Here is a 26,758-nt window from a genome sequence, read left to right on the forward strand (position 1 = left end):
CGCCAAAACCGAGGCTGTCATCAGCCCGCTGCGATATTTGCGATTGTTTGATTTACGCGACATACTGCGCCCGCCTTTTTTGCTTTAGCAAATCCTAAAGCATCCCTAGCGATTGCAGGGGGCAATGTCAAAAAAATGCGCGCAAAAACGGGCGAAACTTACGCCCTTTTCAGCCTCTCGGTGTTAGCTTTGCACAATCGGTGCAAGCATCACCGCAAAACCCAAAGCCAAAACAACGATACTGGGGCCAAGGATACGATCCCCAAGAATCGCCGACAGATAGCTGAGGCGCGGCAATTGGCGCTGTAAAAATTTCATCGGTCTTTGATCCCCGAATATGTGAAACACATATTAGCGGATACCAAAACACTTGGGCAGAATTGGGGCGAATTCAGGGGAATTCAGCGGCCTGCCTTAGGGGCAAAGCAGAACATCATTGAATACCGCGAACACCATCAACCCCATGATCAGGGTCAACCCAACCGTCATAAAAACACGCATGAACATTTCAGGCGGTTTGCGTCCTGCAACGGCCTCAAAGGCGTAAAGCATCAGATGCCCACCATCCAGAATTGGGATCGGGAAAAGATTCATCAAACCAACCGCGGTGGAGAGAACCGCAATCAGCCAGATAAAGCTTGCAATCCCTTGCGCGGCGGCGGCACCTGAGGTTTCCGCAATTCCCACTGGGCCTTGCAGATTACAGGTCGAAATTGCCCCTGTGATCATATGCCAAAGCCCCGATAGCGATGAGGTGATGATGAACCCTGTTTGCGACACCCCATAGGAGAGCGCGGCCAATGGCCCCACCGCCTCGGTTTGCGGAACAAAGAGCATGCCCCCCGTGACGCCGATCAGGTAACGCGTTTCAAACCCACCCGATGCGACAGGCAAATCGGTGCGCCGCGGCGACAGGGTCACAGCGATTTCCTGCCCCTCTTGGGTGCCATTCGCCCGCCAAAGCGTCAAATCAATCGGCGCACCCTCCGCCTGATCAACCGCCGCGCGGAGTTGCGAAAAGCTCCAGATATCCGCGCCATTCACGGCCAAAATCACATCGCCCTCGCGCAAGCCCGCTTCCATGGCCGCCGATTGCGGCTGAACGCCATCAACGACAGGCGGCAGCGGCGCTGAGGCCTCGACCAAAATGGCGCGATCATCGCGCAGCACTTCATAGCTCACACGCGGACGAGGCGGCAGGTCAGAGGCGATTTGCAAAAGCGCCGCAAAACTTTCAATCTCCTGCCCCTCAACGGCAAGGATCAGATCCCCCGCCTCAAGCGATTGATAGACAGGCGGCAGGGCGCGCGGCGCCCCAACACGGGGCTCATCCGTTGCTTGACCCGAGACCAAGACCACGCCTGCGAAAATCGCAATGGACAGGATAAAATTGAACAACGGCCCTGCCACAACCGTGGCCGCGCGGGCCCAAAGGGGCGCGCCATGCATCGTATTGCGCGCAGGCGTAACCGCCACATCCGCCCCGACCGAGGCGGCATTCGCATCACCTGCAAATTTGACATAACCGCCAAACGGCAAAGCCGCGATTTGCCATTGCGTGCCCCGCCGATCTTTGCGCGAGAGCAGCACAGGCCCAAACCCGATAGAAAACACATCCGCACGGATGCCAGACCACCGCCCGACAATATAGTGACCATATTCATGGATCGCTACGATGATTGAAATCGCCGCAATAAAGGCCAACATGGTAAAGGCAAAACTGCCGAATTGGGGGAGGAAATCCATCACTTGCCCTGTATTTTATGTCTTTTTGATCTGCACAGAAATCACTGACCGCGCCCGCACCCTTGCGAGATGGTTCATCGCGAGAACATCTGCAAGGGTTTCAAGCGGATTTGACAGGGTTAATTCCTTGGAAAGCGCGGCAAGTGTCTCTTCAACCACCGCAGCCATGTCCATAAATCCAATCTCGCGCGCCAAAAACGCGTCAAGCGCCACTTCCTTGGCGGCGTTGAAGGCGGCCCCAGCCCCCCCGCGCATCTCCATCACATCGCGGGCAAGGCGCAAGGCAGGAAAACGCGCCAAATCTGGCGCCTCGAATTGCAGTTGCGCAATCTGCGCCAGATCAAGCCGCGCGACAGGAAGATCCTGACGCTTTGGCCAATATAAGGCATAGCCAATCGCATGGCGCATATCTGGCGGGCCAAGATGGGCCATCAACGCACCATCGCGAAACCCCACCAAAGCATGGATTAAGGATTGCGGGTGGATGATGGTTTCTATCTGCGCGGGCGAAATCCCAAAATATTCTCGCGTTTCAATGAGTTCCAGCGCCTTGTTAAACATTGATGCGCTGTCGATTGTAATCCTTTGCCCCATATCCCAATTCGGATGCGCCCCCGCATCTTCGGGTGTCGCATGGGCCAATTTCTCAATCGGCCAATGCCGCAAACCGCCGCCAGACGCGGTGATGATCACGCGCTCAACCTCGGCAATATCTTCACCGACAAGGGCTTGAAAAACGGCGGAATGTTCGCTGTCTACGGGCAAGATCCTTGCACCATGGGATGCGGCCGTTGCCAAAAGCAATTGCCCCGCCGCAACCAAGCTTTCCTTATTTGCCAAAGCCAGCGTCGCGCCTTGTTCCAGCGCCGCAAATCCAGGCGCGATGCCCGCCGCGCCTACAATGGCCGACATGACCCAATCGGCAGGGCGCGATGCGGCCTCGATCAACGCGGCCTCGCCTGCGGCGGCCTCAACCCCCGTTCCTGCAAGCGCAGATTTCAGATCAGGCAGCCGATCTTCATAGGCGGTTACCGCGATTTCGGCACGATGTGAGATGGCATCCCGCGCCAATTGGTCAATATTGCCCCCGCCCGAAAGTGCCACAACCCGATAGGCATCAGGGGCACGCGCGATCAAATCGAGGGTGTTCTGCCCGATGGAGCCAGTGGCCCCAAAAATACTGACACGGCGCATCTGAGCAATTTTCCCTTATTGCGGTGGGAAGCTTGTTAAGCTTTCAACCAAGAGTAGCAAAGCCGCAGCGCCAATCATACCATCAAAACGGTCAAAAACTCCGCCATGTCCGGGCAATAATCGCGAGCTGTCCTTGACCCCCACATGACGCTTAATGGCGCTTTCCGCCAAATCCCCCATCTGGCTGGCAAAGGCCAAGGCAACTGAAATTGCAATAATCCCTGCGCCTGCTTCTGTTTGGGTCATATAGGCAACCCCAACGCATCCCGCACCAATCCAGCCTGCAATCGTTCCAGACCATGTTTTCTTTGGGCTAACACGCGGCCAAAACTTTGGCCCACCCACAACGCGGCCAACGAGATAGCCCGCAATATCGGTCGCAACCACAACCAAAACGAGCCATGTCATCCAGACAAAGCCAAAGGTCTCGCGATGTGCCAAAAGGCCGTAAGCGGCAAAGCTGATCAACAGCGCGAAGGGCATATATTTTTCGCGCCGCTCTTGCAGCAAAACAAGGCCAAGAAAGGCAGGCAAAAACAAAATAGGCAGCGCATAGGCAGGTGGCAGAATATGGGCGGCATAAAGGCAGGCAATCATCCCTGCCCCAAGCCCCGCCGAGCGCATCAACGAGGCGCCCAACATCACGGCCAATTCCCAGATCAAAATCCCTGCGATCAGGAAAATCATGCCAACATAAACGGGGCCACCCAACCAAACCGCATAAAGACCCGTCACAGCCATCAAAAGCCCTGTGATCATACGCGGCCAGAAATCAGAAAACAGGCTTTGGGGTTGATCGCTCACGCAGTGACCCCACCAAAACGGCGCTCGCGCAGACCATAGCGGGCAAGAATTTCGGCAAATTCTTGGGCAGTGAAATCAGGCCAAAGCGTATTGACGAATTCATATTCAGAATAGGCAGATTGCCACAAAAGAAAATTCGAAATGCGCGCCTCGCCCGATGTGCGGATCACCAGATCAGGATCAGGCAACACATAGGTGTCGAGATATTTGGGGAAGGTTTCGTCATCAATATCAGCGGCTTTGATTTTCCCCGCGGCCACATCATGGGCCAAACGCTTGGCGGCGCGGCTCACCTCATCGCGGCCGCCATAATTCAAGGCAACCGTCAAATGCAGCTTGTCATTTTCAGCGGTCATCAATTCAAGATTGTCCATCATCTCGACCAAAGACGGCTCAAGGCGCACGCGATCCCCGATGAAACGCACCCGCACCCCTGCCTTGATCAAGGCCTTGGTTTCATTGGTCAGATACCGCCGAAACAGGCGCATGAGGCCCGCAACTTCTGTTTGGGTACGTTTCCAGTTTTCGGTCGAAAAGGCGAAAATCGTCAGGTATTTCACACCTAAATCAGGGCAGGCCCGCGCAATTTCCTTGACCCGCGCAGCGCCCGCATGATGGCCAACAAGACGCGGGCGGCCGCGCATCTTTGCCCAACGACCATTGCCATCCATGATAATGGCGACATGGGCAGGATTGCTTCGGCTCATCCGCATATCCCCTTTTTTACTTTGCCTAGACCTGCATGATCTCGGCTTGCTTGCCCTCAAGCGCCGCGTCAACTTTGGCGATAAAACTATCGGTCAACTGTTGCACTTCGGTCTCCCAGAATTTCTGGTCATCCTCACTCAGGCCCGCTGATTTGGCTTTTTTGATTTGATCCATCCCGTCACGGCGCAAATTGCGCACGGCCACACGGGCGTGTTCGGCATATTGCGCAGCAACTTTGGTCAATTCGCGGCGGCGTTCTTCGTTCAATTCGGGGATCGGCAGCATGATGATCGTGCCGTTCAGTTGCGGGTTAATACCCAAGCCCGATTCACGAATGGCTTTTTCCACCTTACCGACCATTGCCTTGTCCCACACATTGATGGTGACCATGCGCGGCTCTGGCACGTTTACGGTGCCCACCTGATTGATGGGGGTCATCTGGCCATATGCCTCAACCATAACAGGTTCGAGCATCGTGGCGGAGGCGCGGCCTGTGCGCAGAGAGGCGAATTCCGTTTTCAGGGCGGAAATTGCGCCCTCCATCCGGCGGGTCAGATCATCTAGATCAAGTTCGAATTCATCTGCTGACATTGCCTCACTCCTCGCTTGTCAGGTCGCTTTGGCCCCATATAACCTGCGGGGCTGCCTGTTTCTATGGCTTTAGCGCACTTTTGTATAGGTTCCCTGCCCCGACAAAATCCCCCGAAATCCACCTGGCTCATCAAGGCTAAAGACAATGATCGGGGTGTCGTTTTCGCGCGCAAGCGCGATGGCCGAGGCATCCATGACGCCAAGATGCTGTGCGAGAACCTCATCATAGCTGATCTCGTCAAAGCGTTTCGCATCGGCGTGTTTTTTGGGATCTTTATCATAGACCCCGTCCACCTTGGTGCCCTTAAAGATTGCATCACAATGCATCTCATTGGCGCGCAATGTGGCGGCTGTATCTGTTGTGAAATAGGGGTTTCCTGTGCCTGCTGCAAAAATACAGACGCGCTTTTTCTCCAAATGACGCACCGCACGGCGGCGGATATAAGGCTCGCAGACCTGATCCATCGGAATGGCCGAGATCACGCGGGTAAAGACCCCAAGCCCCTCAAGCGCGCTTTGCATCGCAAGCGCGTTCATCACCGTGGCCAGCATCCCCATATAATCGGCTGTGGTGCGCTCCATCCCCTGCGCGCTGCCTTGCAAGCCGCGAAAGATATTGCCGCCCCCAATGACCATGCAAATCTCCACCCCCAAATCATGCACCGATTTTACCTCGCGCGCGATCCGCTCGACTGTGGGCGGATTGAGGCCAAAGCCCTTATCGCCCATCAAGGCCTCGCCCGAAATTTTCAGCATGACGCGTTTATAGGTTGTTGTGGGGGTGGCATCGCTTGCGGCCATGATATCCTCGTTCAAACGGGTGGCAGGCCGCAGATCGGGCCAAAGCCACCAATGGGTGATTGAGCTTGGCGCATCATCGTCTAAAATGCGGATCACTTCAACGGTCGCGCCTGCCCTAGCGACTAAATATGCCAAAGCACGCCCAAGCGAAACCAGATATTGCTAGGCGCGCCGCAAAAGATCAGGAAAAAGGCACGGCATTGGACGCATTTAATTTGGAATTCGCAAAAGACATTGCGCCTGATCGTCCGATCCTGATTGCGGGGGCCACGGCCAGCGGGAAATCTGCGCTTGCCCTTGCCTTGGCTGACAGGTGGGGTGGGCAAATCATCAATGCAGACGCGCTGCAAGTCTATGACGGATGGCGCCTCTTGACCGCCCGCCCCAGTGCCGCGGACGAGGACAGATGCCCGCATCATCTCTATGGGCATGTGCCGTTTTTGGGCGATTATTCCGTGGGGGCATGGCTGCGCGATTTGGCGCCGCTGCTGCGCACAGGGCCGCGTCCCATTATCGTGGGAGGCACAGGGCTTTATTTTCGTGCGCTAACCGAAGGTTTGGCCGAAATCCCGCCTGTGCCAAAGGCCGTGCGCATCGCGGCAGATGGACAAAGCCATGCGGACCTTTTGGCCGATTTAGAGCAATCCGACCCCGTGATTTATGCAAAGATTGACAGACAAAACCGCGCCCGCGTTCAGCGCGCTTGGGAGGTGTGGCGCGCCACAGGAAAACCCCTCTCGCAATGGCAGGCCGAAACGCCTGCCCCCCTTCTGCCTCTGGATCAGGTGGCGGCGTTCAAACTCATGGCCGATCGAGATTGGCTCAATGACCGCATCGCCCGCCGCTTTCATACAATGATAAAAGAGGGCGCATTGGATGAGGCGCGGGCCGCCTTGCCCCATTGGGAGCAGCTGCAAGGCGCGGCCAAAGCCATCGGCGCACCTGAATTAATCTCCCACCTTCGCGGTGACATTTCGCTTGAGACAGCCATAGAGGCCGCCATTATCGCCTCGCGCCAATATGCAAAAAGGCAACGGACGTGGCTGCGCGCGCAGTCCACAGGATGGACAGATATATATATTCCTGTCTAAATTTTAGGTGCCTATACATTTGGGGACATAGGCACGAATCGGATAGGGGATAATGTCGGATCAGCAAGAGGTGGGCCCTACCAACGCGCCCGCCTATGCCGCACGAACGATTGGTCAAATTCGACTTCATGGCGCTTGGCGGCATGAATTGGCGCATCACTGCCCCAAATCGCGCTTGTTTTGGCTGACGCGCGGCACAACCCGCATCACGGCGGATTTGCACCCGATCATGGCCACAGGCCCCAAGATTTTATTCATTCCAGCCTCAATGCTGTTATCGATTGAATTGCCCACGCAATTACAAGGCCATGTGGCCTATTTCCCAAATCTTGCCGATTTGGAATTGCCGCAAACATCCCTTTGCCTCACCCCCAGTTCCGCCGAAGCGCAGGTAGAGTTGACGGGCCTCATTGAGCGGATGGCGCGGCTAGAAGATCAAGACACCCCTTCAGCGAGACGCATGAAACGGGGATTTGGTCTGCTGCTCTCAGCGATGCTTGAGCGTGAAACACTCATTTCAAACCAACGTGACCGCGATGCCACCCACAGATTGCGCACCCAAATCAAAAAGCCCAGCAAATCGGCGCAGCTCCTCTCGCGTTTTGCGGCGCTCTTGGCGCAAGGGTTCAACGCGCAATTGGGCGTGTCCGACTATGCCGCACGCCTTGATGTGACGCCCACCCATCTCACGCGCATCTGTCGCGAAATCACAGGGCGCACGGCCCTTGCCCTGATCAATGAGGTGCTGATGGCCGAGGCCCGCCGCCGTTTGGTCGATACCCATGACAGCGCCGCAAAAATCGCGCGCGATTTAGGCTATTCGTCACCCGCCTATTTCACGCGCGCCTTTGGTCAAGAAACAGGCACAACCCCCACCGGATATCGCGATCAAAAACAGGGGCAATGGCACAGCATGCGCCACCGATAGCCCCTGTTTCCCTTAGCCATGCAGCGCCTCAATGACAGCGCGGGTGGTGATTTTTCCCTTGGGCTGACCGCGTTCTTCAACAATTACGGTGTTGCCCTTTGATTGCGCGACCACCATCAGCGCATCTTGCAAAATGGTGTCAGCATCCAAGCGCGGTGCAGAGTCAGGCAATTTCCCGCGACCCAGAGGTTGCATGATGGAACCCAATTTGATCACGCGGGCGCGGTTGATGTCCTTGATGAAATCCTCAATGTAATCATCGGCAGGACGCAACACAATATCTTGCGCGCTGCCTTGCTGCACCAAATGACCATCGCGCAAAATCGCGATATTATCGCCAAGGCGCAGCGCCTCGTCCAAATCATGGGTGATGAACACAATCGTTTTGTGCAGTTCCTTTTGCAAATCAATCAAAATGGATTGCATATCATAGCGGATCAACGGGTCGAGCGCAGAAAACGCCTCGTCCATCAGCAAGATATCCGCATCCGTTGCCAAACCGCGCGCCAGACCCACGCGCTGCCGCATGCCGCCCGATAATTGCCCAGGGTAATTGTTTTCATACCCCTCAAGCCCCACGCGGGAAATCCATTGCTTGGCCCGCTTTTCGGCCTCGTTCTCATCCACGCCTTGCACGATCAAACCATAGGTGACGTTTTCAATCACACGGCGATGCGGGAAAAGACCAAAATGTTGAAACACCATCGACATCTTGAAACGCCGCAGATCCCGCAAAGCATCCTTGTCCATGGTCAGAACATTTTCGCCATCCACCAAAATTTCACCTGCGGTCGGCTCAATCAGGCGGTTGATATGGCGGATTAGGGTGGATTTACCCGACCCAGAAAGACCCATCACCACCTGAATATTTTGCGGCGCAATATCAAGCGAGACGTTATCCACGCCCAGAACATGCCCCGTTTCTTCGCGCAAAGCATCCTTGCCCATGCCAGATTGGACGGATTTCAACGCTTTTTGGGGCGATTTTCCAAAAATCTTATAAAGGTTTTTGATCTGAATTTTGGGATCGCTCATTTTTCGCCCCCCTCACGATGCGCCTGTAGGCGTTTGCCATAGGATTGGCTGACGCGGTCGAAGATGATGGCCAACGCGACAATCGCCAAACCATTCATCAAACCAAGGGCCAAATATTGGTTGGAAATCGCGCGCAATACAGGCACGCCAAGACCCCGCACCCCGATCATTGACGCAATTACAACCATGGCCAAAGCCATCATGATCGTCTGGTTCACGCCTGCGAAAATATTGGGCAGAGCCAAGGGAATTTGCACATCAAAAAGCTTCTGCCGCGGGCTTGCGCCAAAGGCCTCGGCGGCTTCTAAAACCTCGCGATCCACCAGTCGGATGCCGAGATTTGTCAGACGCACGATGGGGGGAATAGCATAGATGCAAACCGCAATCAGACCAGGCACCTTGCCAATACCAAGCAGCATAACCACGGGGATCAAATACACAAATGACGGGATTGTCTGCATCACATCCAAAATCGGCGTAATCGCGCCCTGCAGCCTGTCAGATTTTGCCATCAAAATCCCCAAAGGGATCCCCACGATGATACAAACAAAGGTTGCGACCGAGATGATCGCCAAAGTCGCCATCGTATCTTCCCACATTCCAAAATAGCCAATTACGGCAAAGGCAAGGAATGTTCCGATGGTGATTTTCCATGACCGTGAGCCAAGCCATGCAAGCCCGCTGAGAACGACCAAGATAATTGGCCAAGGCGTGGCCAGAAGCAGTTTTTCAAACCACACCAAGAAATGCAAAAGCGGGCTGAAAAATATCTCAAGCGCCTCGCCATAGGCACGCGAAAAGGCGCGGAACCCGTCATCAATGCCCTGTTGTAATTGGCTCAGATCGCGGCGCCCGATGCTTGGAAATTCGGCAAAGAAATCCCACATTTAGATGGCCTCGTATATTTTAATGAATTGAAAAAGCGGAAAGAGCAGCGCCCTTTCCGCTTGGATGTCTATGCCCGTCTCAATCGCACAGACAGCGTTTTACAGCGCGCTGCGAATTGCAGCGGCGGCATCCTCAGTCACCCATTGCGTCCAAATATCCTCATGGGTGGCTAGAAATTCAAAGGCCGCAGCCTCGCCCGTGGCTTGGTTATCGGTCATGTAGACCAACATCGCGTTCATCGCTTCGCCGGGGAAGATGCGGTTGGCCAGATAATCCACCGCGATACCACCCTCCTGCATCAGGCGATCTGTGATGACCGTATGCACCTCGGATTCGGTATAAGAGGTTGGCTGTGGATCAAGGCATTCCTGCTCTGGCTTCACGATACAGCCATCCCAGTTTTCAGAACCGCCCCACGGGGTTTCCCACTCCAACATCACAAGGTTGTATTTGCCGACAACGGCGGTAGGCGACCAGTAATAGCCGAACCAATATTCGCCCCGATCCACCGCACGGGCGATTGAGCCATCAAGCCCTGCCGCAGATCCAGGATCGACCAAATGCCACCCCATATCTTCCATACCAAAGGCGCGGAATAGTTGCGCATTCGACAATTGGCAGCCCCACCCTGCGGGGCAGCCCATGAAGGCCCCCATATCTTCGTCTTCCGCCCATGGGAACAGATCAGGCCGCGCCAGCACTTTCTCGACTGTGTCTAATTCGGGGTGATCAATCGCAAATTGCGGATCAACCCACCACCCTTCACCAAGGCCAGTAATCGGGCCTTGCACCACGGAATGCAGGCTGCCTTCGGCAATCGCAGTGTTCAGCGGGTCGCGCACCGCGTTGATCCACAATTCAGGCGCGACATCAGGTTCCGCCTTTTCATTCATCGAGGTGAAAGTGGTCATGGTCGCACCAGGGATCAGCTCGACATCGCAGCCATAGCCTTCCTCAAGGATGATCTTGTCGACATTTGCCATCAATTCGGCAGATGCCCAGTTCATTTCAGCAATGGTCAATGAACCACAATCTTGCGCAGATGCAGCCCCCCCAAACCCAAGCGCGGCAGCGCCAACAATGCCAGCGGCAAGTGGTTTTACGAATTTCATATGATCTCTCCTGTCGGTCGTTTTATTGTGGGCCACGCAAAGCGCCCCAGACGAATTATGTCGTTATCGTTCTATATCGACTTAAAATTCTCAAGCACTTATTTCTAAAATCGCCCTAAGGCACTGAAATAATGTGATTAAAAATATGTCACAACCCAAGGATGAATATCGCAAAAGCGACATTTCTATGCTTTGCGACATCATTTTACAATTCAGTTACAAACCAAACGCCACAAAAAATGGGGGTGCCGATGGCACCCCCAGTTTCGCTGATCAAGCTCACTCTATTTACCGCCCGTTGTTTCTGCCTGCGGCTTGATCCGCGTCAGGGGCGAGCGCACCCGCCCCGTGTTCCCCTCCCGCTGCGCGTGATCGTGGGCAAACGACCATCAGCGCGGCGGGATGGAAAATCTGTGCTTAACTGCAGCCCGATGTGCCGCCGCAGGTGTTGCACTTCATGCATGTGCCGTTGCGCACGAGGGTGTAGTTGCCACATTCCCCACAAGCCTCGCCCTCATAGCCTTGCATCTTGGCCTTTGTGCGCGCGTCAATCTCAACGGCGCCTGTGGTGACAGCAGCAGCTTGCACCGCCTCGGCCACGACCGCACCAGATTGGCCGACCGCCGTAGCGGCAAGGCTAGAGACACCCCCCTGCAACACGACCAAATCCTGTGGGACACGCTTGCGCAAATAGCCTGTTGAGCTGATCTGTTTGAGCACTTCCAAGGATTTTGACGCCGCGCTGTCGGACAGTTCCTTGACGTTCGAGACACCCTCTTCGACACCGCGGCCCATATCGTCAAAGCTTGCGCCTTCTGGCTTTACATGGGCCAGATCGGTTCGGTCGAGATAGGACACCGCCAATTCGCGGAAGATATAGTCAAGGATCGAAGTTGCATTCTTGATCGAGTCATTGCCCTGCACCATGCCCGAAGGCTCGAACTTGGTGAAGGTGAAGGCATCCACGAATTCCTCAAGCGGCACACCATATTGCAGTCCAACCGAGACTGCGATGGCGAAGTTGTTCATCATAGCACGGAAGCCTGCGCCCTCTTTGTGCATATCGATGAAAATCTCACCAAGCGCGCCATCGGCATATTCACCTGTGCGCAGGTAGACCTTGTGACCACCCACAATTGCCTTCTGGGTGTAGCCTTTGCGGCGCTCAGGCAGTTTCTCGCGCTTGGCGCGGGCCACTTCCTTGATCACAATCTTTTCGATCACCTTCTCCGCCAAAACAGCCGCTTTTTCTTGCGGGCTGCCGCTTTCAAGGATTTCTGCCGCCTCGTCATCATCTTCGACCAAGGCCGCTGCCAAAGGCTGGCTCAATTTGGAGCCATCACGATACAGCGCATTTGCCTTGATCCCCAAAGACCAACTCAATTCATAGGCCTCTTGGCAATCTTCGATTGTCGCCGAATTTGGCATGTTGATCGTCTTGGAAATCGCGCCCGAGATAAAGCTCTGCGCTGCAGCCATCATATAGATATGGCTGTTGACCGAGAGGTAACGCTTGCCCTTCTTGCCGCATGGGTTGGCGCAATCGAACACGTTGTAATGCTCTTCCTTGAGGAAAGGTGCGCCCTCCAAGGTCATGGTGCCGCAGACATGATCATTGGCAGCTTCGATGTCCTTCTTCGAGAAGCCCAAATGTTGCAGAAGATTGAAGCTCGGATCATTCAGCTTGGCCTGCGGAATGCCCAAGGTTTTGGTGCAGAATTCCTCACCCAAGGTCCACTGGTTGAACACAAAGCGGATATCAAAGGCCTGTGGCAAAGCCGCTTCGATCTTGTCCAATTCAGCCTGACCAAACCCATGCCCCACCAAGGCGGTATGGTTGATACCAGGCGCATTGCCAAGCGTGCCATGGCCGACCGCATAGGCAATGATTTCTTCAATCTCGGAGGAAGAATAGCCCAGTTTTTCCAAGGCGGCAGGCACAGAGCGGTTGATGATTTTGAAGTAGCCACCACCGGCCAGTTTTTTGAACTTAACCAGTGCGAAATCGGGCTCGATGCCTGTTGTGTCGCAATCCATGACCAGACCGATTGTGCCCGTTGGCGCAATCACAGTGGCCTGAGCGTTGCGATAGCCATGCTTTTGGCCCAAATCCAACGCCTCATCCCATGCTTGTTTGGCCAGATCGACCAGACGCGCATCAGGGCAGTTGGCGTGATCCAATGGCACAGGGGTGACGTTGACGTCTTCGTAACCATCCGTCTCGCCATAGGCCGCACGGCGATGGTTACGGATGACGCGCAGCATGTTATCCGCGTTGCGCTTATACCCTGAGAATGGCCCCAGTTCAGACGCGATTTCCGCAGATGTTGCATAGGACACGCCCGTCATAAGTGCCGTCAATGCACCACATAATGCGCGCCCCTCATCACTGTCATAGCCCAAGCCCATATTCATCAACAGGCCGCCAATATTGGCATAACCCAGACCCAAGGTGCGGAAATCATAAGAAAGCTGCGCGATTTCCTTTGAAGGGAACTGCGCCATCATCACCGAGATTTCCAAGGTCAATGTCCAAAGCCGGGTCGCGTGCATGTACCCATCTGCATCAAACTTGCCCTCCTTGTAGAAGGTCAGCAGGTTCATCGAGGCAAGGTTACAAGCCGTATCGTCCAAGAACATGTATTCCGAACAGGGGTTCGACCCACGGATCGGCCCGTCTGCAGGGCATGTGTGCCATGCGTTAACGGTGTCATGGAACTGGATGCCAGGATCGGCACAGGCCCATGCAGCATGACCAACCTTTTCCCACAGATCACGGGCCTGCAGGGTTTTGGTGGGCTTGCCGTTCACGCGTGATTTCAGATGCCATTCCGCATCATCCTTGATCGCCTGAAGGAAATCATCCGTCACGCGGATCGAGTTGTTGGAATTCTGACCCGAGACGCTGGCATAGGCCTCGCTGTCCCAATCTGTGTCATAGGTCGGAAATTCAATCGATGTGTAACCCTGACGCGCATAATCCAAGACGCGCTTGATATAGGTTTCGGGGATCGACACTTTTTTCGCCGCGCGGATTGCATCCTTCAGCGCGCCGTTTTTCGCAGGGTCAGTCGCATCCGCGAGATCCCCGTCCCATGTCTTGACCGCCGCAAAGAGGCCGTTGAGCATTTTCTCATGCATCTTCGAGCCAGCAACAAGCGAAGCAACCTTCTGTTCTTCGATCACCTTCCAATCGATGAAGGCTTCGATATCAGGGTGGTCTGCATCCACGATCACCATCTTTGCCGCGCGGCGTGTGGTGCCGCCCGACTTGATGGCGCCCGCCGCACGGTCACCGATTTTCAAAAAGCCCATCAGACCGCTGGATTTGCCGCCGCCCGACAGTTTTTCACCTTCGCCCCGCAGCATCGAAAAGTTCGTGCCTGTGCCAGAGCCATATTTGAACAGGCGCGCTTCGCGCACCCAAAGATCCATGATCCCGCCCTCATTCACCAGATCGTCCGCAACGGATTGGATGAAGCAAGCATGCGGTTGGGGATGCTCATAGGCCGAGGCTGATTTGGTCAGCTTACCCGTTTTATAATCAACATAGTGGTGGCCTTGGCTTGGGCCATCAATGCCGTAAGCCCAGTGAAGGCCTGTGTTGAACCACTGCGGGCTGTTTGGCGCGGCCATCTGGCGCGCCAGCATCAATTGCATTTCTTCGAAATAGGCGCGCGCATCGGCCTCGGCCGAGAAATAGCCGCCCTTCCATCCCCAATAGGCCCATGCCCCTGCCAAACGGCGGAACACTTGCTTGGCTGATGTTTCGCCCACAATGCGCTGATCTTCGGGCAGCTCGGCCAAGGCCTCATCATCCGCCACATGGCGCCAAAGAAAATCAGGCACACCCTTTTCTTTCACGGGCTTCAGCCGTGCAGGAACGCCTGCTTTGCGGAAATATTTCTGTGCGATCACATCCGAGGCTACTTGGCTCCACGATTTGGGAACCTCTACTTCGTCTAGTTTAAAGACGATGGTGCCGTCTGGATTGCGAATTTCAGAAGAAGTGAGAGTGAATTCGAGATCTGCGTATACATCTGCGCCGTCGCGGGTGAACCTACGTTCAATTTTCATGGCTGCCTCTTTTGTTACTAACCCTGTTCCAACTAACGCGGCCTGCCAGCGTCTTACGCGCTCTGACCGTCTTTTTTTGCGGAACCAGCCCTACACACCCAAACAAACTTGCCCGCACCGCCAAAAGAGGTTCGCTATGACAAAGGTTGAGGAACTGCCCCGCACCGAGACCACTAGATATTGTAGTAACATTCTCAGCCCCCACAACCTGACGTAGGGACACATATTTGGTCAATCGGTTTTTTTGTGAATTTTCAAAATTTTCAGTCTTGAAATCTGCCCAAACTGCAAAACCACAAGAGGCGCTGTGATTCATCAAATCCCCTACAACGGGCTCAATTTGTGAAAGAATTGTTACAGCACGACAGGTTAGACCATGAAACGAAAGCCATGGATCAGGCCGCGCGCATCGTGGCGTGGTCTGTAAATAAAAACCTTGGCCTCAAGATCTGCCTACAAAATATAGTATGTCTTTTAGAGGTAAATTCACGCCAAACGCAAACCACGCCCCATCTCAGGCTCAAATGACGATCTGCTTTTGTGGAAGTGGTCGGGGCGATAGGATTCGAACCTACGACCTACGGTACCCAAAACCGCCGCGCTACCAGGCTGCGCCACGCCCCGACTGCGTGCCTCTTAGCGCCTCTTTTCACGGATGAAAAGAGCACTCATGCACTTCTATTGAACTTCACAGGGCCACAAAGCGCCCTGTTGTGGCATTTGCGGGTGGCGGATCACCGCACCGACCTGCAAATTCAGCATTTCTGACATGCCACCATTGATTTCAAGCACTGCGAGAATCTCATCACCGCCACGGATGGGCGTGCGATCAAGGGGAATCGCGTTTTCATGGATGTGAACCACCTGCCCGCGCGAATCGATGAACAACATATCGAGAGGGATCAGGGTGTTTTCCATCCAAAAGCTGGCGGGCTGCGGACGCTCGTAGATGAACAACATCCCCGCCATACGCGGCATTGCGGGGCGATTCATCAAACCGACTGCGCGCTCTTGCGGCTCGTCTGCGATTTCCACTGTAAAGCGTGCCGTCCCGAAATCACCTTTGATCTCGACCCGTTCGGGGCGGCAAGCTGCCTGCGCAGACATCGCAGTGAACGCCAACCCAAGGGCCGCCGCCGTGTTAATCCAAATTCTCGTGCTGCACATAATCCCACGCGCGCACCTCTGCGGCCATCTTACCGCGCGGGCCATCGACAATGCGAACGGCAAGCGCCTCGCCCGGCTGCAAATCGGCAAAGCCAAAGCGGCGCAAAATCTCGACATGGATAAATATGTCATCGGCAATGCCAAATTCATTCGCAAAGCCAAACCCCTTTGCCTTGTCAAACCATTTCACCCGCGCCGCAACGAAAGGTGCATCTGTCTGCGGTATATCAATACGCGGGTGAAAATCCACCTCTTGCTCGCTTGGCGGTGTTAATGACAACACCTCCTGCGCTTGCGCACCGCGGTCTGTGTAATTCACGACCACCTCGACATATGCATTTTCAGCAATCGAGCTTTGGCCAAAATTTCTCAATACATTCGCGTGCAATAAAATGTCTGGGCCACCGTCATCGGCAAGGATAAATCCATACCCTTTGGTGGCATCAAACCATTTCACTTTGCCACGAACCGCCACCCCCATGTAGCGATCGACTTCCGTCATTGTGGTGCATCCTATGTCTTCGGGCCTAAGCCCATCCGTCCCTGCCTAAGGGTTTGGCCCGAAGCGAATATATCTGCAAGAAGAAATTAAAATTTATGTCGAAAAAAGATAATTATTGGTGATTTATGCAAAATCACCACCTAAAAATAATCAAATTAAGCATTTTCTGATGGCGCAGTTGATGCGTTTCTCAACAAGAAACGTCCCGCCCTCGCGCAATTTAAGGGTTTAACCGCTGCACGGTCCAATTCGATGCATCTGCCCCGAGATCACGCGTCCACCGAAACCGATCATGCAGACGAAATGCACCATCGGCCCAAAATTCAATTTCCACAGGTGTGATGCGAAATCCGCCCCAAAATGGGGGGCGCGGTGGGTTTGGGCCTTTCTCAACGGTGATTTTAGCAACATCCGCCATCAATGAGGCGCGACTGTCCAAGGGTTGTGATTGACGCGAGGCCCATGCCCCAAGCCTACTTTTCAGAGAGCGTGAGGCGAAATAATCATCCGCCTGCGCCCCATCCTCACGGGTCACCATGCCCCGCACCCGAATCTGACGGCGCAAGGATTTCCAATGCAGCACAAAGGCCGCCTTGCCACTCGCGCTGATCTCTTGGCCCTTTTTACTGTCGTAATTGGTGAAAAAAACAAAAGCGTCATCTTCAATTTGACGCAGCAAAACCATGCGCACATTGGGCAGGCCATGCGCGTCAACCGTGGCCAAAGCAATCGCATCAGGATCGTTGAGTTCGCTTTTCTCAGCCTCCTTCATCCATGCGCGCGCAATGGCGAATGGATCATCCCCTGCAAAAATTCCTGTGCGATCGGTCATGCTATGCCTCATTTATTATTGCGGCATTTCTGCCGCGTCTCAACCTAGAGCGCACACGCCCCCCCTTCAAGGCTGACGGGACATCTTGAAGCTGTGACCCCAAAGGTCTAAACCCTTCCTAACCCAACAATAGCGACAAGGATTGAGGGCGGCATGGGGATTATGACTGGCAAGCGCGGGCTGATTATGGGCCTTGCAAATGACAAATCCATCGCGTGGGGGATTGCAAAAGCCCTTGCAGAGCATGGCGCCGAATTGGCGTTTTCATATCAAGGCGAACAACTGCTCAAGCGGGTGCAACCATTGGCGGCGGAACTGGGTTCCGATGTGGTGCTGCCTTGCGATGTGACCGATAATTACAGCCTAGACGCGGTTTTTGAGTCTCTCAAAGACAAATGGGGCAGTCTCGATTTCATCGTTCACGCTATTGGATTTTCCGACAAAAACGAATTGCGTGGCCGCTATGTGGACACAAGCGCCGCGAATTTCGAAATGACGATGAATATATCGGTCTATTCTTTCACCGCTGTGATGCAGCGCGCCGAAAAGCTTATGACCAATGGCGGCTCGGCGCTGACGCTGACCTATTATGGCGCGGAACAGGTGATGCCGCATTACAACGTCATGGGGGTCGCGAAAGCCGCGCTTGAAGCGTCCGTGATGTATCTGGCCGAAGATCTGGGCAAACAGAATATCCGCGTGAATGCTATTTCCGCGGGGCCGATCAAAACCTTGGCCGCCTCGGGCATTGGCGATTTCCGCTATATCCTCAAATGGAACGAGCTGAATTCGCCGCTGCGCCGCAATGTCTCCATCGAGGATGTGGGCAAATCCGCGCTTTATCTGCTGTCTGATCTCGCCTCTGGTGTGACGGGCGAGAATTTGCACGTGGATGCAGGATATCACGTGGTGGGCATGAAAGCGGTGGATGCGCCTGATATTGATGTCGTGACGGGGCGCAAGGACTAGGGGCGCCATGACAGTCGCGGCATTTCTCGCGATTTATTTGGTGCATCTGGCCGCCGCCATGAGCCCCGGCCCCACAACACTTTTGGCGGCCCGCAGCGCGGCGCGCGATGGGTTTGATCGCGCAATTTTCCTCGCCATTGGTTTTGGCGTTGGGGCCTGCTTGTGGGCCGTAGCCGCGATTTTTGGCCTTGCGATTCTGTTCGAACACGCCCCTGCCGTGCTTTTGGGGTTAAAACTGGTTGGGGCGGGATATCTCTTTTACTTGGCTCTCAAGGTATGGCGCAGCGCCGCCCTGCCCTTTGAGGTCACGCCAATCCCCGCGGATGAGGCCCCAAAATCGGCGGCGAAATTGATCTGGTTTGGCATTGCGACACAGCTTGCCAATCCCAAGCCCGCCGTGTTTTTCGGCACGATCTTCCTCACCTTCCTGCCCGCCAATCCAGTTCACTGGGTCTATGCGGTGGTGTTGGGCATGATCTTTGTAAATGACGCAGGCTGGAACCTGATTGTGGCGCGTATTTTCTCGCTATCGGGGCCACGGCGTGCCTATTTGGGTTTCAAACCCGTGATTGAGCGTATATTTGGCGGGCTTCTGGCACTTATGGGTGCCAAGCTTGCCCTTGGTTGATCAAAGGAGAAACAGTGCCATGGATCGTTTGCCGCATGAGAAAGGCTTTCATGTCTCGTGGGATCAATTGCACCGCGATGCGCGCGCGCTTGCGTGGCGCTTGGACAAACGCGGGCCAGGGCCTGATGGGTCGTGGCGGGCGGTGGTTGCCATCACACGCGGCGGCATGGCCCCTGCAATGATTGTGGCGCGCGAATTGGATATTCGCACAGTGGATACGATCAGCGTCAAATCCTACCATTCTGGCGGCGGCAAGGCCGATCAGCGCCGCGAGGCAGAGGTGCTCAAAAGCCCAGATGTCGACATGATGGGGGATGGTGAGGGCGTCCTGATCGTGGATGATTTGGTCGATACAGGAAAAACCCTTGAACTGGTGCGCAAACTTTACCCCAAGGCGCATTTTGCTACGACCTATGCCAAACCCAAGGGCGAGCCTATGGTCGACACATTCATCACAGGTGTCAGCCAAGATACATGGATTTTCTTTCCATGGGATATGGCCCTGCAATATGTCGAGCCTTATCGCGGCAAGGATTAATCGCGCGCGCCAAGCGCCTCATTTAAAAGTGTTTTAACGGCATCAGGCGGCACATCTGAGGTCACAAAGGATGTGCCAATGCCGCGCATCAAGATAAAGCGCAGCTGCCCTTCAAGCACCTTTTTATCTTGCGCCATCAGCGCAAGCAGCGCGTCTGCATCGGGCAAATCGCCCTCAATATCCGCCAAATCGCGCTTCATGCCCATCTCGGCCAGATGCGCGCGGATGCGGGATGGTTCTTCCTGTGGGCACAACCCCAAGCGCGCCGATAATTCCGCCGCCAAAGCGCACCCAATCGCCACCCCCTCGCCATGCAACAGGCGATCAGAATATCCCGTGGCTGCCTCAAGCGCATGGCAGAAGGTATGGCCCAAATTTAGAAGTGCGCGATCCCCCTGCTCTGTCTCATCGCGGGCCACGATATCGGCCTTCATCTGAACTGACCAACGCACCGCCTCTTCGCGCAAGGCCAAATCACCTGCGGCCATGGCGGGGGCGTTTTCCTCAAGCCAGTCGAAAAACGCGGCATCGCCAAGCAAGCCGTATTTCACCACTTCGCCATAACCCGCCAAAAAGTCACGCGGGGCCAAAGTGGACAAAAGATCAATATCTGCCAAAACAAGGCTAGGTTGATGAAAGGCACCAACGAGGTTTTTGCCGTGCCGCGTGTTGATGCCCGTTTTGCCACCAACCGAACTGTCGACCTGCGCCAGAAGCGAGCTTGGCATCTGAACGAAGCGCACGCCACGGCGCAGGATTGCAGCGGCAAAACCAACCAGATCCCCGATCACACCGCCGCCAAGTGCGATCACGATATCGCCCCGTTCAACCTTTTCATCGAGCAGCCATTCAACGGTCTGCGTCAGATATTGCCATGATTTTGTGCCCTCGCCCGCAGGCAAAGTCAGCGCGCGTGCGGCAATCCCGCCTGCGCTCAAGGCCGCCTCAAGATGGGCCAAATGCAAGGGTGCCACCCGATCTTCGGTCACGATCCAAACTTTTGGACGCCGCAACAAAGGCGCAAGATGGGTTGCCGCCTGCGCAATCAGACCAGAGCCAATTACCACATCATAGCTGCGACTGTCCAGATTTACCCGCACTGTGGATGTCATGTTGCGACCTCCGACAAGACATTATGAGCGTGAAGCAAACGCAGCACATGATCGGTCGTATCCTCAATCGACCAATCATGCGCGATTTCAAGGCGCAATTCAGCCTGCTCATAGGCAGGGCGGCGCGCCACCATCAAAGCCTCAAGCTTGCCGCGCGGATCAGGCCCATGGAGCAGCGGCCGCGTGGTTTTGTGGCGCACCCGCGACCACAAAAGCTCAATATCGGCATCCAACCACAAGACCGCCGCTTGCGCTGAAATCAAATCGCGGTTTTCAGGCGACAGCCACGCCCCCCCGCCAGTAGACAGAACTGCAGGCGCGCCCGTCAGTAGCCGTGCGATGACTTTGCTTTCGCGGTCACGGAAAAACGGCTCGCCGAAGCGTTCGAAAATCTCGGCGATGCTCATCTGTGCGCTTTCGACAATTTCGGTATCAGAATCGCGCAACTCGACCCCAAGGCGTGCGGACAAGGCCCGCCCGACAGCGGTTTTGCCCGAGCCTGGCATCCCGACCAAAACCACGGTTTTGTGCAAATTATAGGCGGTTTCAGCCCGTGTTTGCCCGTTCACCCTGTGCATCCTTTATGCATTTGCGAAGATTTTGCAAAATTCCCCCAAGAAATTCTGCGCGAACTCCCCTATATTGGCGCAAGATCGTCTATTATTCCACGCAATACGCGTTGAGGGACAGACACGCAAGCAAGCAACCGCGCGAGAATAAGCGCAGAAGGCAGAGGCACGAGAAATATGGTTAAGCTGTTCATGGGATTGGTGATTTTAATCCTGCTCACTGCTGTTGGCCTGTTGGGATATGGCTATTCGGGCCTTATGAAACCCGAGACAGTAGAATTGCGCGACACAATCTCGATCCCGCTTGAGTAACAGATCATGCGCAGGCTGAGGGGCGGAACATTTTGGGGGCTTGTGGCAGGTCTGATTTGGCTTTTGCCTGCGCTGCCACTGGCGGCACAAACGCCGCAAATGTCGCCGCAGGATATTGCGCCCACTTGGCTTTCCGACACGATTGCGCCGCGCAGCCCCGATGTTGCCGCAGAAATTGTCACCGAAGATATCCGCGTGATGCCGATAGGGCCGATCACGCGCAACGCCGTGGGACTTTTGCCTGCGCGGGTTACGGGCTTTCCCAGTGGGCTTTGGGGCCAATCTGACAGTGCCGAGCTTGCAGGCCTGTTTCGCCGCCTGCCGATGACAGGGCCGCCCGCCATTTTGGATTTAACCGAACGTTTGGCCCTGTCCGAGCTTGATCCCCCTCTTGGGGGCACTGATGCGGCGGCGGATGATCTGTTTTTGGCGCGGATTGACATGCTCTTGACGCGCGGCGCGCTTGAGCCTGCCCGTGCATTGATCGAACGCGCAGGGGTAGAAGACGGCGAGGTATTTCGGCGCTGGTTCGATGTCTCGCTTCTTTTGGGGCAGGCAGATCGTGCCTGTGCCGCGATGCGCGCAAGCCCTGATATCGCACCGACATATCCCGCACGGATTTTTTGCTTGGCCCGTTCAGGCGATTGGTCAGCGGCGGCGCTCTCAATGGGCACAGGCGTTGCCTTGGGGTTCATCACCGAAGATGAGGCGGATTTGATCGCGCGCTTCCTTGATCCCGAGCTATTCGAGGGGGAGCCGCCCTTGCCCCTAGACCCCGATATAACACCGCTGCGCTATGTGATGCGCGCGGCCATTGCAGAGCGCCCCTCCTCGCTTGGGCTGCCTTTGGCCTTTGCCCATGCCGACCTCGCCCCGCAGGCGGGGTGGCGCGCACAGCTTGATGCCGCAGAACGCCTGTTGCGCGCAGGCGCGATTGAGCCAAGCCAATGGTTGGCCATTGCCACCTCGCGCCGCCCCTCCGCCTCGGGCGGGATATGGGAGCGCGTTGCAGCCGTTCAGGAATTTGATGCAAGTCTCCTTGCGGGTGATGTGGCGGGCATTGCCCGCAGCCTTGCGCGCGTGGTGGATGCCCTTGGCCCCACAGGTCTTTTGCCCGCTTTCGCGCAGCTTTACGCCGACCCGCTTGGCCGCCAACCTTTGGTGGGTGAGGCGGCGATCCTCGCCCGCAAAATCGAACTCCTCTCCCGCAATTACGAAAGCCTTGCCCTGCGTGCGGTGCCGCAATCCGCAGATGAGGCGGTGGCCTTTGCCTTGGCGCGCGGGCAGATGCCCAATTTGCCCGCAACGGCAAGCCCACGGGTTATGGCCCTTGCGGCGGGATTTGACGAAATTGCGCTGCCTGACCGCTATGCGCCCCTGATTACAGGCAATCGCGCGGGAGAGGCGCTTTTGCTCGCAGCCCTCACCCTATCAGGGGATGGTGCAGATTTAGACGATCTCTCGGATGCCTTGCGGGTCTTGCGCTATTTGGGTCTAGAAGACAGCGCGCGGCGCGCGGCACTTCAGCTATATCTCCTGCCCGATAGAAACGGATAAGAGCGCCCGATCATGACAGATCAAAGATTGATCACCCAATTCCTTGAGGCGCAAGCAGCCGAGTTGAACGCAGCGCAAAACACGCTCTTGGCTTACGCCCGTGATTTGGACGATGCGCGGGCATTTTTCACCGATCACGGCGCAGATTTCCTCAGCGTCACGCGAGATGGGATCGAAACCTATCTTGCCGATCTAGAGGTTCGGGGGCTGTCACGCGCCACGCGCGCGCGGCGCTTATCTGCGCTGAAACAAATGTGTCGATTTCTGTTTGAGGAAGGCCTGCGTAACGATAACCCAAGCCTCAAAATCAAGGGGCCCACGCGCGAGAAATCTTTGCCCAAAACCCTCAGCCATGAGGCCGTGGATCAGCTTTTGGCACAGGCTGAAATCCATGGGCGCAGTGCCGATGATCGGTTGCGCAACCATTGCATGATGCAAATTTTATACGCGACAGGGATGCGCGTAAGCGAGCTTGTCACCCTGCCCGTGGCCGCCGTGCGGGGTGACCCCAAGCTGATCTTAATCAAGGGCAAAGGCGGCAAGGAACGCATGCTGCCACTGACGCAATCCGCGCGTTTGGCGTTGCAATCTTGGCTTACCCGCCGCGATGCATTGGAAGAGCTTGCAACACGCGAGGGGGGGGCAAAACCCTCGCGCTACCTGTTCCCCAGCCGCAGCAAAGAAGGCCACATGACGCGGGTTCGGTTTTACACGCTGATCAAGGAAATTGCCCGTGATGCAGGCGTGCCACCGCTATCGGTCACCCCGCATCGTATGCGCCATGCCTTTGCCACCCATCTTTTGGCCGGTGGCGCAGATTTACGCAGCATTCAGGCCCTTTTGGGTCACGCGGATATCGCAACGACCGAAATCTATACCCATATCCTAGATGAGCGGTTAAAAGCCCTCGTGCTCGAACATCACCCTTTGGCGGATCAGACATCTGCCTCGACTGAAAATTGATAGGCCCCATGACTGAAACGATTTCGTTTGATTCTGCCCTTTGGATAAGCGCCGCCTCGATTATGGGGCTTTTGGTGCTGTCCGCGTTTTTCTCAGGTTCTGAAACGGCATTGACCGCTGCCTCGCGCGGGAAATTGCGCGCACAGGCGGATCGGGGCTCAAAGGGGGCTGAGCGCGCCTTGCGCATGACCGAAGACAGCGAGCGGCTGATCGGATCGGTTCTATTGGGCAATAATGTGGTCAATATCTTGGCTGCTTCTTTGGCGACCGCCCTATTCACGCGCCTGTTTGGGGAATCGGGCGTGGCGCTTGCCACGCTTGTCATGACCCTATTGGTTTTGATCTTTGCCGAAGTGCTGCCCAAAACCTATGCCATCACCAATGCCGAAAAGACCGCCGCCCGCGTCTCGCCCGTGATTGCGGTGGTGATTTTCTTGTTTTCGCCGATTGTGGGCGCGGTGCGAATTTTGGTGCGCGGGGTCTTACGCCTCTTTGGCGTGCAAACCGACCCTGACAGTAAAATCCTGTCCGCGCGCGAGGAAATCGCAGGGGCGATCACGCTGGGCCATTCCGAAGGGGCGGTGGAAAAAGAACATCGCGACCGCTTGCTTGGCGCGCTGGATTTGCACGAGCGGATGGTTGAGGAAATCATGTTGCATCGCTCGAAGATCGAAATGATCAATGCTGATGCCACGCCTGAGGAAATCTTGAGCCAAGCATTGCAATCCCCCCATACCCGCCTGCCCGTCTATCGCGGCGAGACAGAAAATATAATTGGCGTGATCCATGCAAAGGATTTGCTGCGCGCCATGGATGGTCTGACGCGCGGTGAAAACGCGAAGGGGATCGAAAATTTCCGTATCACCGATGTGGCCATGAAACCCTATTTCGTGCCTGACACCACCACATTGGACGAACAGATGCGCCAATTCCTGCGCCGCAAAACGCATTTCGCGTTGGTGGTGGACGAATACGGCGCTTTGCGCGGCTTGATCACGCTTGAAGATATCCTTGAGGAGATTGTGGGCGAAATCACCGATGAATTTGATGTGGATGAAGCGCCGCAGTTGAAACCTGGCCCCGATGGGCATTTCTTGATTGATGGGGCAATGACCATTCGTGATTTCAACCGCGCCACAGATTGGAGCCTTCCCGATGAAGAGGCCAACACTGTGGCAGGGTTGGTGATCCACGAGGCGCAAACAATTCCTGTCATCGGTCAGGCATTTTCCTTTCATGGCTTCCGCTTTGAGGTGGTGGCCCGTGAGAACAACCGTCTCACCCAGATCAAAATTCGCAAACTTGGCTGATCCGATCCCGCATAAAGCGCCCGCAATCGTGGTTCTCGCGGCAGGCAGGTCAAGCCGCATGCGGGGCCGCGACAAGTTGTTGGAAGATGTCGATGGCCAAGCCTTGCTGCGCCTCATGGTGGCGCGGGCACGCAAGGCGGGTGCATCTGCGGTGCGTGTGGTTCTGGCTGAGGGTCAAACAGACCGCGCCGCAGAACTGAGGGATTTCACGGATATCGAGATCATCCACCTGCCCGCAGGGCGCGACATGAGTGACAGTTTGAAAGCAGGGATTGCGGGGCTTGACTGCGCGGTGATGATCCTGTTGGCAGATCTGCCCGATCTGACCGCACATGACCTGTATCTGATGCTCACCTTCGCACAAATGCATCCAGATGCCATTTTGCGCGCGGCTGACAATAAAGGCCGCGCAGGACATCCAATTGTCTTTCCCCGCGATCTTCTGCCCGAACTTGTGAAAGTGACAGGGGATCAGGGCGCCCGCGCGGTGCTAGAGCAACATGGGGCGCGCATTGTGCATATCCCCCTGCCCGAAACCCGCGCGACAACAGACCTCGATACGCCCGAAAATTGGGCGGCGTGGCGCAAATCGCGGGCTTAGATAATATTGCGCATCATCCGATCCGTCCGAATATCGGACGCATAATCAACAATCGGGCGGGCGGCGGTTGCCTGAGCGCTTTGGCCTTCTTCTGTCTCTAACTCTGGGAAGAGAGACAAGATCTCACGCCGCTGCGCCGCATCCATGCCCCGCAATGTTTTGGTTTCTGCGTGAAAGCTTTCTGTCCAAATGCTGTCAGACATCACGATTTGATGATGCTCGAACATGATATGGATGTAATTCACCCGCACCGTATCGACCGCCATCACCTCGCGGTGGTCAATCAGATCGCGCGCGGCAATCAGGCTTTCGCCCGCCAATGCGGCGGGATGTTCAGGCATCAACAAAATGCGGTGACTGGGCGAAACCAACATATCACGCACGGGTAGTCCATGTCCCAAACAGCCCGCACGCAAAAGGACGGGGCGTAAGCTTGCGGCGCGCTGCATATCTGCACGCCCCAAAACACGGCCACCAATCCAAGCAATTTCTTGCACACCATTGTCACGGGTGACGATTTTATCCCCCTGCTGCAATGTCTCCACCGCGCGTTCGCCACGCAACGTGGCAATCATCGTGCCCGGCGTAAAGCAGGGCGTTACGGCAGTATGCGCGTCTTGTGCATGAAAATAGGATTGGGGCTGTGCTGTCATTTTTTTACTCCAAAATTCATTACTAACTCGATGGCACGGCTTAGACTCAGCCGAGGCGCCAAATTTTGAC

Annotated in this window: 26 protein-coding genes and 1 tRNA gene; 9 read left to right on the plus strand and 18 right to left on the minus strand. The window is 55.5% G+C overall.

The window, feature by feature from the left end:
- Positions 1-414: 414 nt before the first annotated feature.
- From rseP to I3V23_03050, 6 genes are all read right to left on the minus strand, one after another.
- Positions 415-1,746: an RIP metalloprotease RseP gene (gene rseP, locus I3V23_03025; protein QPI85974.1), complete on the minus strand. Its 1,332-nt coding sequence runs from the start codon at positions 1,744-1,746 to the stop codon at positions 415-417.
- A 15-nt stretch (positions 1,747-1,761) separates the two neighbouring features.
- Positions 1,762-2,940 (minus strand): 1-deoxy-D-xylulose-5-phosphate reductoisomerase, encoded by a 1,179-nt coding sequence (locus I3V23_03030; GenBank protein ID QPI85975.1) that lies wholly within the window; start codon positions 2,938-2,940, stop codon positions 1,762-1,764.
- A gap of 15 nt (positions 2,941-2,955) precedes the next feature.
- The gene (locus I3V23_03035; GenBank protein ID QPI86663.1) at positions 2,956-3,699 is read right to left on the minus strand and encodes a phosphatidate cytidylyltransferase; all 744 of its coding nucleotides are present in this window, start codon (positions 3,697-3,699) and stop codon (positions 2,956-2,958) included.
- Between the two features lie 41 nt (positions 3,700-3,740).
- Positions 3,741-4,457 (minus strand): isoprenyl transferase, encoded by a 717-nt coding sequence (locus I3V23_03040; protein QPI85976.1) that lies wholly within the window; start codon positions 4,455-4,457, stop codon positions 3,741-3,743.
- A gap of 19 nt (positions 4,458-4,476) precedes the next feature.
- The gene (gene frr / locus I3V23_03045; GenBank protein QPI85977.1) at positions 4,477-5,043 is read right to left on the minus strand and encodes a ribosome recycling factor; all 567 of its coding nucleotides are present in this window, start codon (positions 5,041-5,043) and stop codon (positions 4,477-4,479) included.
- A gap of 69 nt (positions 5,044-5,112) precedes the next feature.
- Complete coding sequence (locus I3V23_03050) at positions 5,113-5,844, minus strand: UMP kinase (GenBank protein QPI86664.1); 732 nt, start codon at positions 5,842-5,844, stop codon at positions 5,113-5,115.
- Between the two features lie 128 nt (positions 5,845-5,972).
- Here I3V23_03050 and miaA point away from each other — a divergent pair, with 128 nt between their 5' ends.
- Positions 5,973-6,935, plus strand: coding sequence for a tRNA (adenosine(37)-N6)-dimethylallyltransferase MiaA (gene miaA, locus I3V23_03055; protein ID QPI85978.1), 963 nt, complete (start codon positions 5,973-5,975; stop codon positions 6,933-6,935).
- 52 nt (positions 6,936-6,987) lie between these two features.
- On the plus strand, positions 6,988-7,863 hold the full coding sequence (locus I3V23_03060; GenBank protein ID QPI85979.1) for a helix-turn-helix domain-containing protein: 876 nt from the start codon (positions 6,988-6,990) through the stop codon (positions 7,861-7,863).
- A gap of 12 nt (positions 7,864-7,875) precedes the next feature.
- Here I3V23_03060 and I3V23_03065 read toward each other — a convergent pair whose 3' ends face one another.
- The 9 genes from I3V23_03065 to pdxH form a co-directional block, all read right to left on the minus strand.
- Positions 7,876-8,898 carry a glycine betaine/L-proline ABC transporter ATP-binding protein gene (locus tag I3V23_03065; protein ID QPI85980.1) on the minus strand — a complete coding sequence of 341 codons (1,023 nt, stop codon included), beginning with the start codon at positions 8,896-8,898 and terminating at the stop codon, positions 7,876-7,878.
- Positions 8,895-9,785 carry a proline/glycine betaine ABC transporter permease gene (locus I3V23_03070; protein QPI85981.1) on the minus strand — a complete coding sequence of 297 codons (891 nt, stop codon included), beginning with the start codon at positions 9,783-9,785 and terminating at the stop codon, positions 8,895-8,897. The genes I3V23_03065 and I3V23_03070 overlap by 4 nt, the downstream gene beginning before the upstream one ends.
- 99 nt (positions 9,786-9,884) lie before the next feature.
- Positions 9,885-10,898 carry an ABC transporter substrate-binding protein gene (locus I3V23_03075; GenBank protein ID QPI85982.1) on the minus strand — a complete coding sequence of 338 codons (1,014 nt, stop codon included), beginning with the start codon at positions 10,896-10,898 and terminating at the stop codon, positions 9,885-9,887.
- Positions 10,899-11,315: 417 nt separating this feature from the next.
- Positions 11,316-14,975 carry a vitamin B12-dependent ribonucleotide reductase gene (locus tag I3V23_03080; protein QPI85983.1) on the minus strand — a complete coding sequence of 1,220 codons (3,660 nt, stop codon included), beginning with the start codon at positions 14,973-14,975 and terminating at the stop codon, positions 11,316-11,318.
- Positions 14,965-15,291 (minus strand): hypothetical protein, encoded by a 327-nt coding sequence (locus I3V23_03085; protein ID QPI85984.1) that lies wholly within the window; start codon positions 15,289-15,291, stop codon positions 14,965-14,967. The genes I3V23_03080 and I3V23_03085 overlap by 11 nt, the downstream gene beginning before the upstream one ends.
- A 231-nt stretch (positions 15,292-15,522) precedes the next feature.
- Positions 15,523-15,599 (minus strand) — tRNA-Pro (locus I3V23_03090).
- A 54-nt stretch (positions 15,600-15,653) separates the two neighbouring features.
- Entirely contained in the window at positions 15,654-16,142 is a 489-nt protein-coding gene (locus I3V23_03095) for a DUF192 domain-containing protein (GenBank protein QPI85985.1), read from the minus strand.
- On the minus strand, positions 16,117-16,644 hold the full coding sequence (locus tag I3V23_03100; protein QPI85986.1) for a CspA family cold shock protein: 528 nt from the start codon (positions 16,642-16,644) through the stop codon (positions 16,117-16,119). Before I3V23_03100 ends, I3V23_03095 begins: the two co-directional genes overlap by 26 nt.
- 220 nt (positions 16,645-16,864) lie before the next feature.
- Positions 16,865-17,476 carry a pyridoxamine 5'-phosphate oxidase gene (gene pdxH / locus I3V23_03105; GenBank protein QPI85987.1) on the minus strand — a complete coding sequence of 204 codons (612 nt, stop codon included), beginning with the start codon at positions 17,474-17,476 and terminating at the stop codon, positions 16,865-16,867.
- Positions 17,477-17,629: 153 nt separating this feature from the next.
- Here pdxH and fabI point away from each other — a divergent pair, with 153 nt between their 5' ends.
- Genes fabI through gpt form a run of 3 tightly spaced genes read left to right on the plus strand, consistent with a single transcriptional unit; the run spans position 17,630 to position 19,611 of the window.
- Positions 17,630-18,445, plus strand: a complete 816-nt coding sequence (gene fabI, locus I3V23_03110) for an enoyl-ACP reductase FabI (protein ID QPI85988.1) — start codon at positions 17,630-17,632, stop codon at positions 18,443-18,445.
- Positions 18,446-18,452: 7 nt separating this feature from the next.
- Positions 18,453-19,073, plus strand: coding sequence for a LysE family translocator (locus I3V23_03115; GenBank protein ID QPI85989.1), 621 nt, complete (start codon positions 18,453-18,455; stop codon positions 19,071-19,073).
- Positions 19,074-19,092: 19 nt separating this feature from the next.
- The gene (gpt, locus tag I3V23_03120; GenBank protein ID QPI85990.1) at positions 19,093-19,611 is read left to right on the plus strand and encodes a xanthine phosphoribosyltransferase; all 519 of its coding nucleotides are present in this window, start codon (positions 19,093-19,095) and stop codon (positions 19,609-19,611) included.
- On the opposite strand, the gene I3V23_03125 is transcribed toward gpt, so the two are convergent.
- Entirely contained in the window at positions 19,608-20,723 is a 1,116-nt protein-coding gene (locus tag I3V23_03125; protein QPI85991.1) for a 3-dehydroquinate synthase, read from the minus strand. The genes gpt and I3V23_03125 overlap by 4 nt on opposite strands.
- The gene (locus I3V23_03130) at positions 20,720-21,301 is read right to left on the minus strand and encodes a shikimate kinase (protein QPI85992.1); all 582 of its coding nucleotides are present in this window, start codon (positions 21,299-21,301) and stop codon (positions 20,720-20,722) included. The genes I3V23_03125 and I3V23_03130 overlap by 4 nt, the downstream gene beginning before the upstream one ends.
- 309 nt (positions 21,302-21,610) lie before the next feature.
- On the opposite strand from I3V23_03130, the gene I3V23_03135 reads away from it, so the two are divergent.
- The 4 genes from I3V23_03135 to I3V23_03150 are packed head-to-tail and all read left to right on the plus strand — an operon-like array spanning position 21,611 to position 26,035.
- On the plus strand, positions 21,611-23,161 hold the full coding sequence (locus I3V23_03135; GenBank protein QPI85993.1) for a hypothetical protein: 1,551 nt from the start codon (positions 21,611-21,613) through the stop codon (positions 23,159-23,161).
- Positions 23,162-23,173: 12 nt separating this feature from the next.
- The gene (locus I3V23_03140; protein QPI85994.1) at positions 23,174-24,124 is read left to right on the plus strand and encodes a tyrosine recombinase; all 951 of its coding nucleotides are present in this window, start codon (positions 23,174-23,176) and stop codon (positions 24,122-24,124) included.
- Positions 24,125-24,132: 8 nt separating this feature from the next.
- A complete protein-coding gene (locus tag I3V23_03145; GenBank protein QPI85995.1) occupies positions 24,133-25,434 on the plus strand; it encodes an HlyC/CorC family transporter in 1,302 nt (433 codons plus the stop codon).
- A complete protein-coding gene (locus I3V23_03150) occupies positions 25,361-26,035 on the plus strand; it encodes a nucleotidyltransferase family protein (protein ID QPI85996.1) in 675 nt (224 codons plus the stop codon). The genes I3V23_03145 and I3V23_03150 overlap by 74 nt, the downstream gene beginning before the upstream one ends.
- Here the strand turns inward: I3V23_03150 and I3V23_03155 are convergent.
- On the minus strand, positions 26,032-26,688 hold the full coding sequence (locus tag I3V23_03155) for a Hint domain-containing protein (GenBank protein QPI85997.1): 657 nt from the start codon (positions 26,686-26,688) through the stop codon (positions 26,032-26,034). The genes I3V23_03150 and I3V23_03155 overlap by 4 nt on opposite strands.
- Positions 26,689-26,758: the final 70 nt, after the last annotated feature.

Source organism: Rhodobacterales bacterium HKCCA1288, assembly GCA_015693905.1.
GTDB lineage: Bacteria > Pseudomonadota > Alphaproteobacteria > Rhodobacterales > Rhodobacteraceae > M30B80.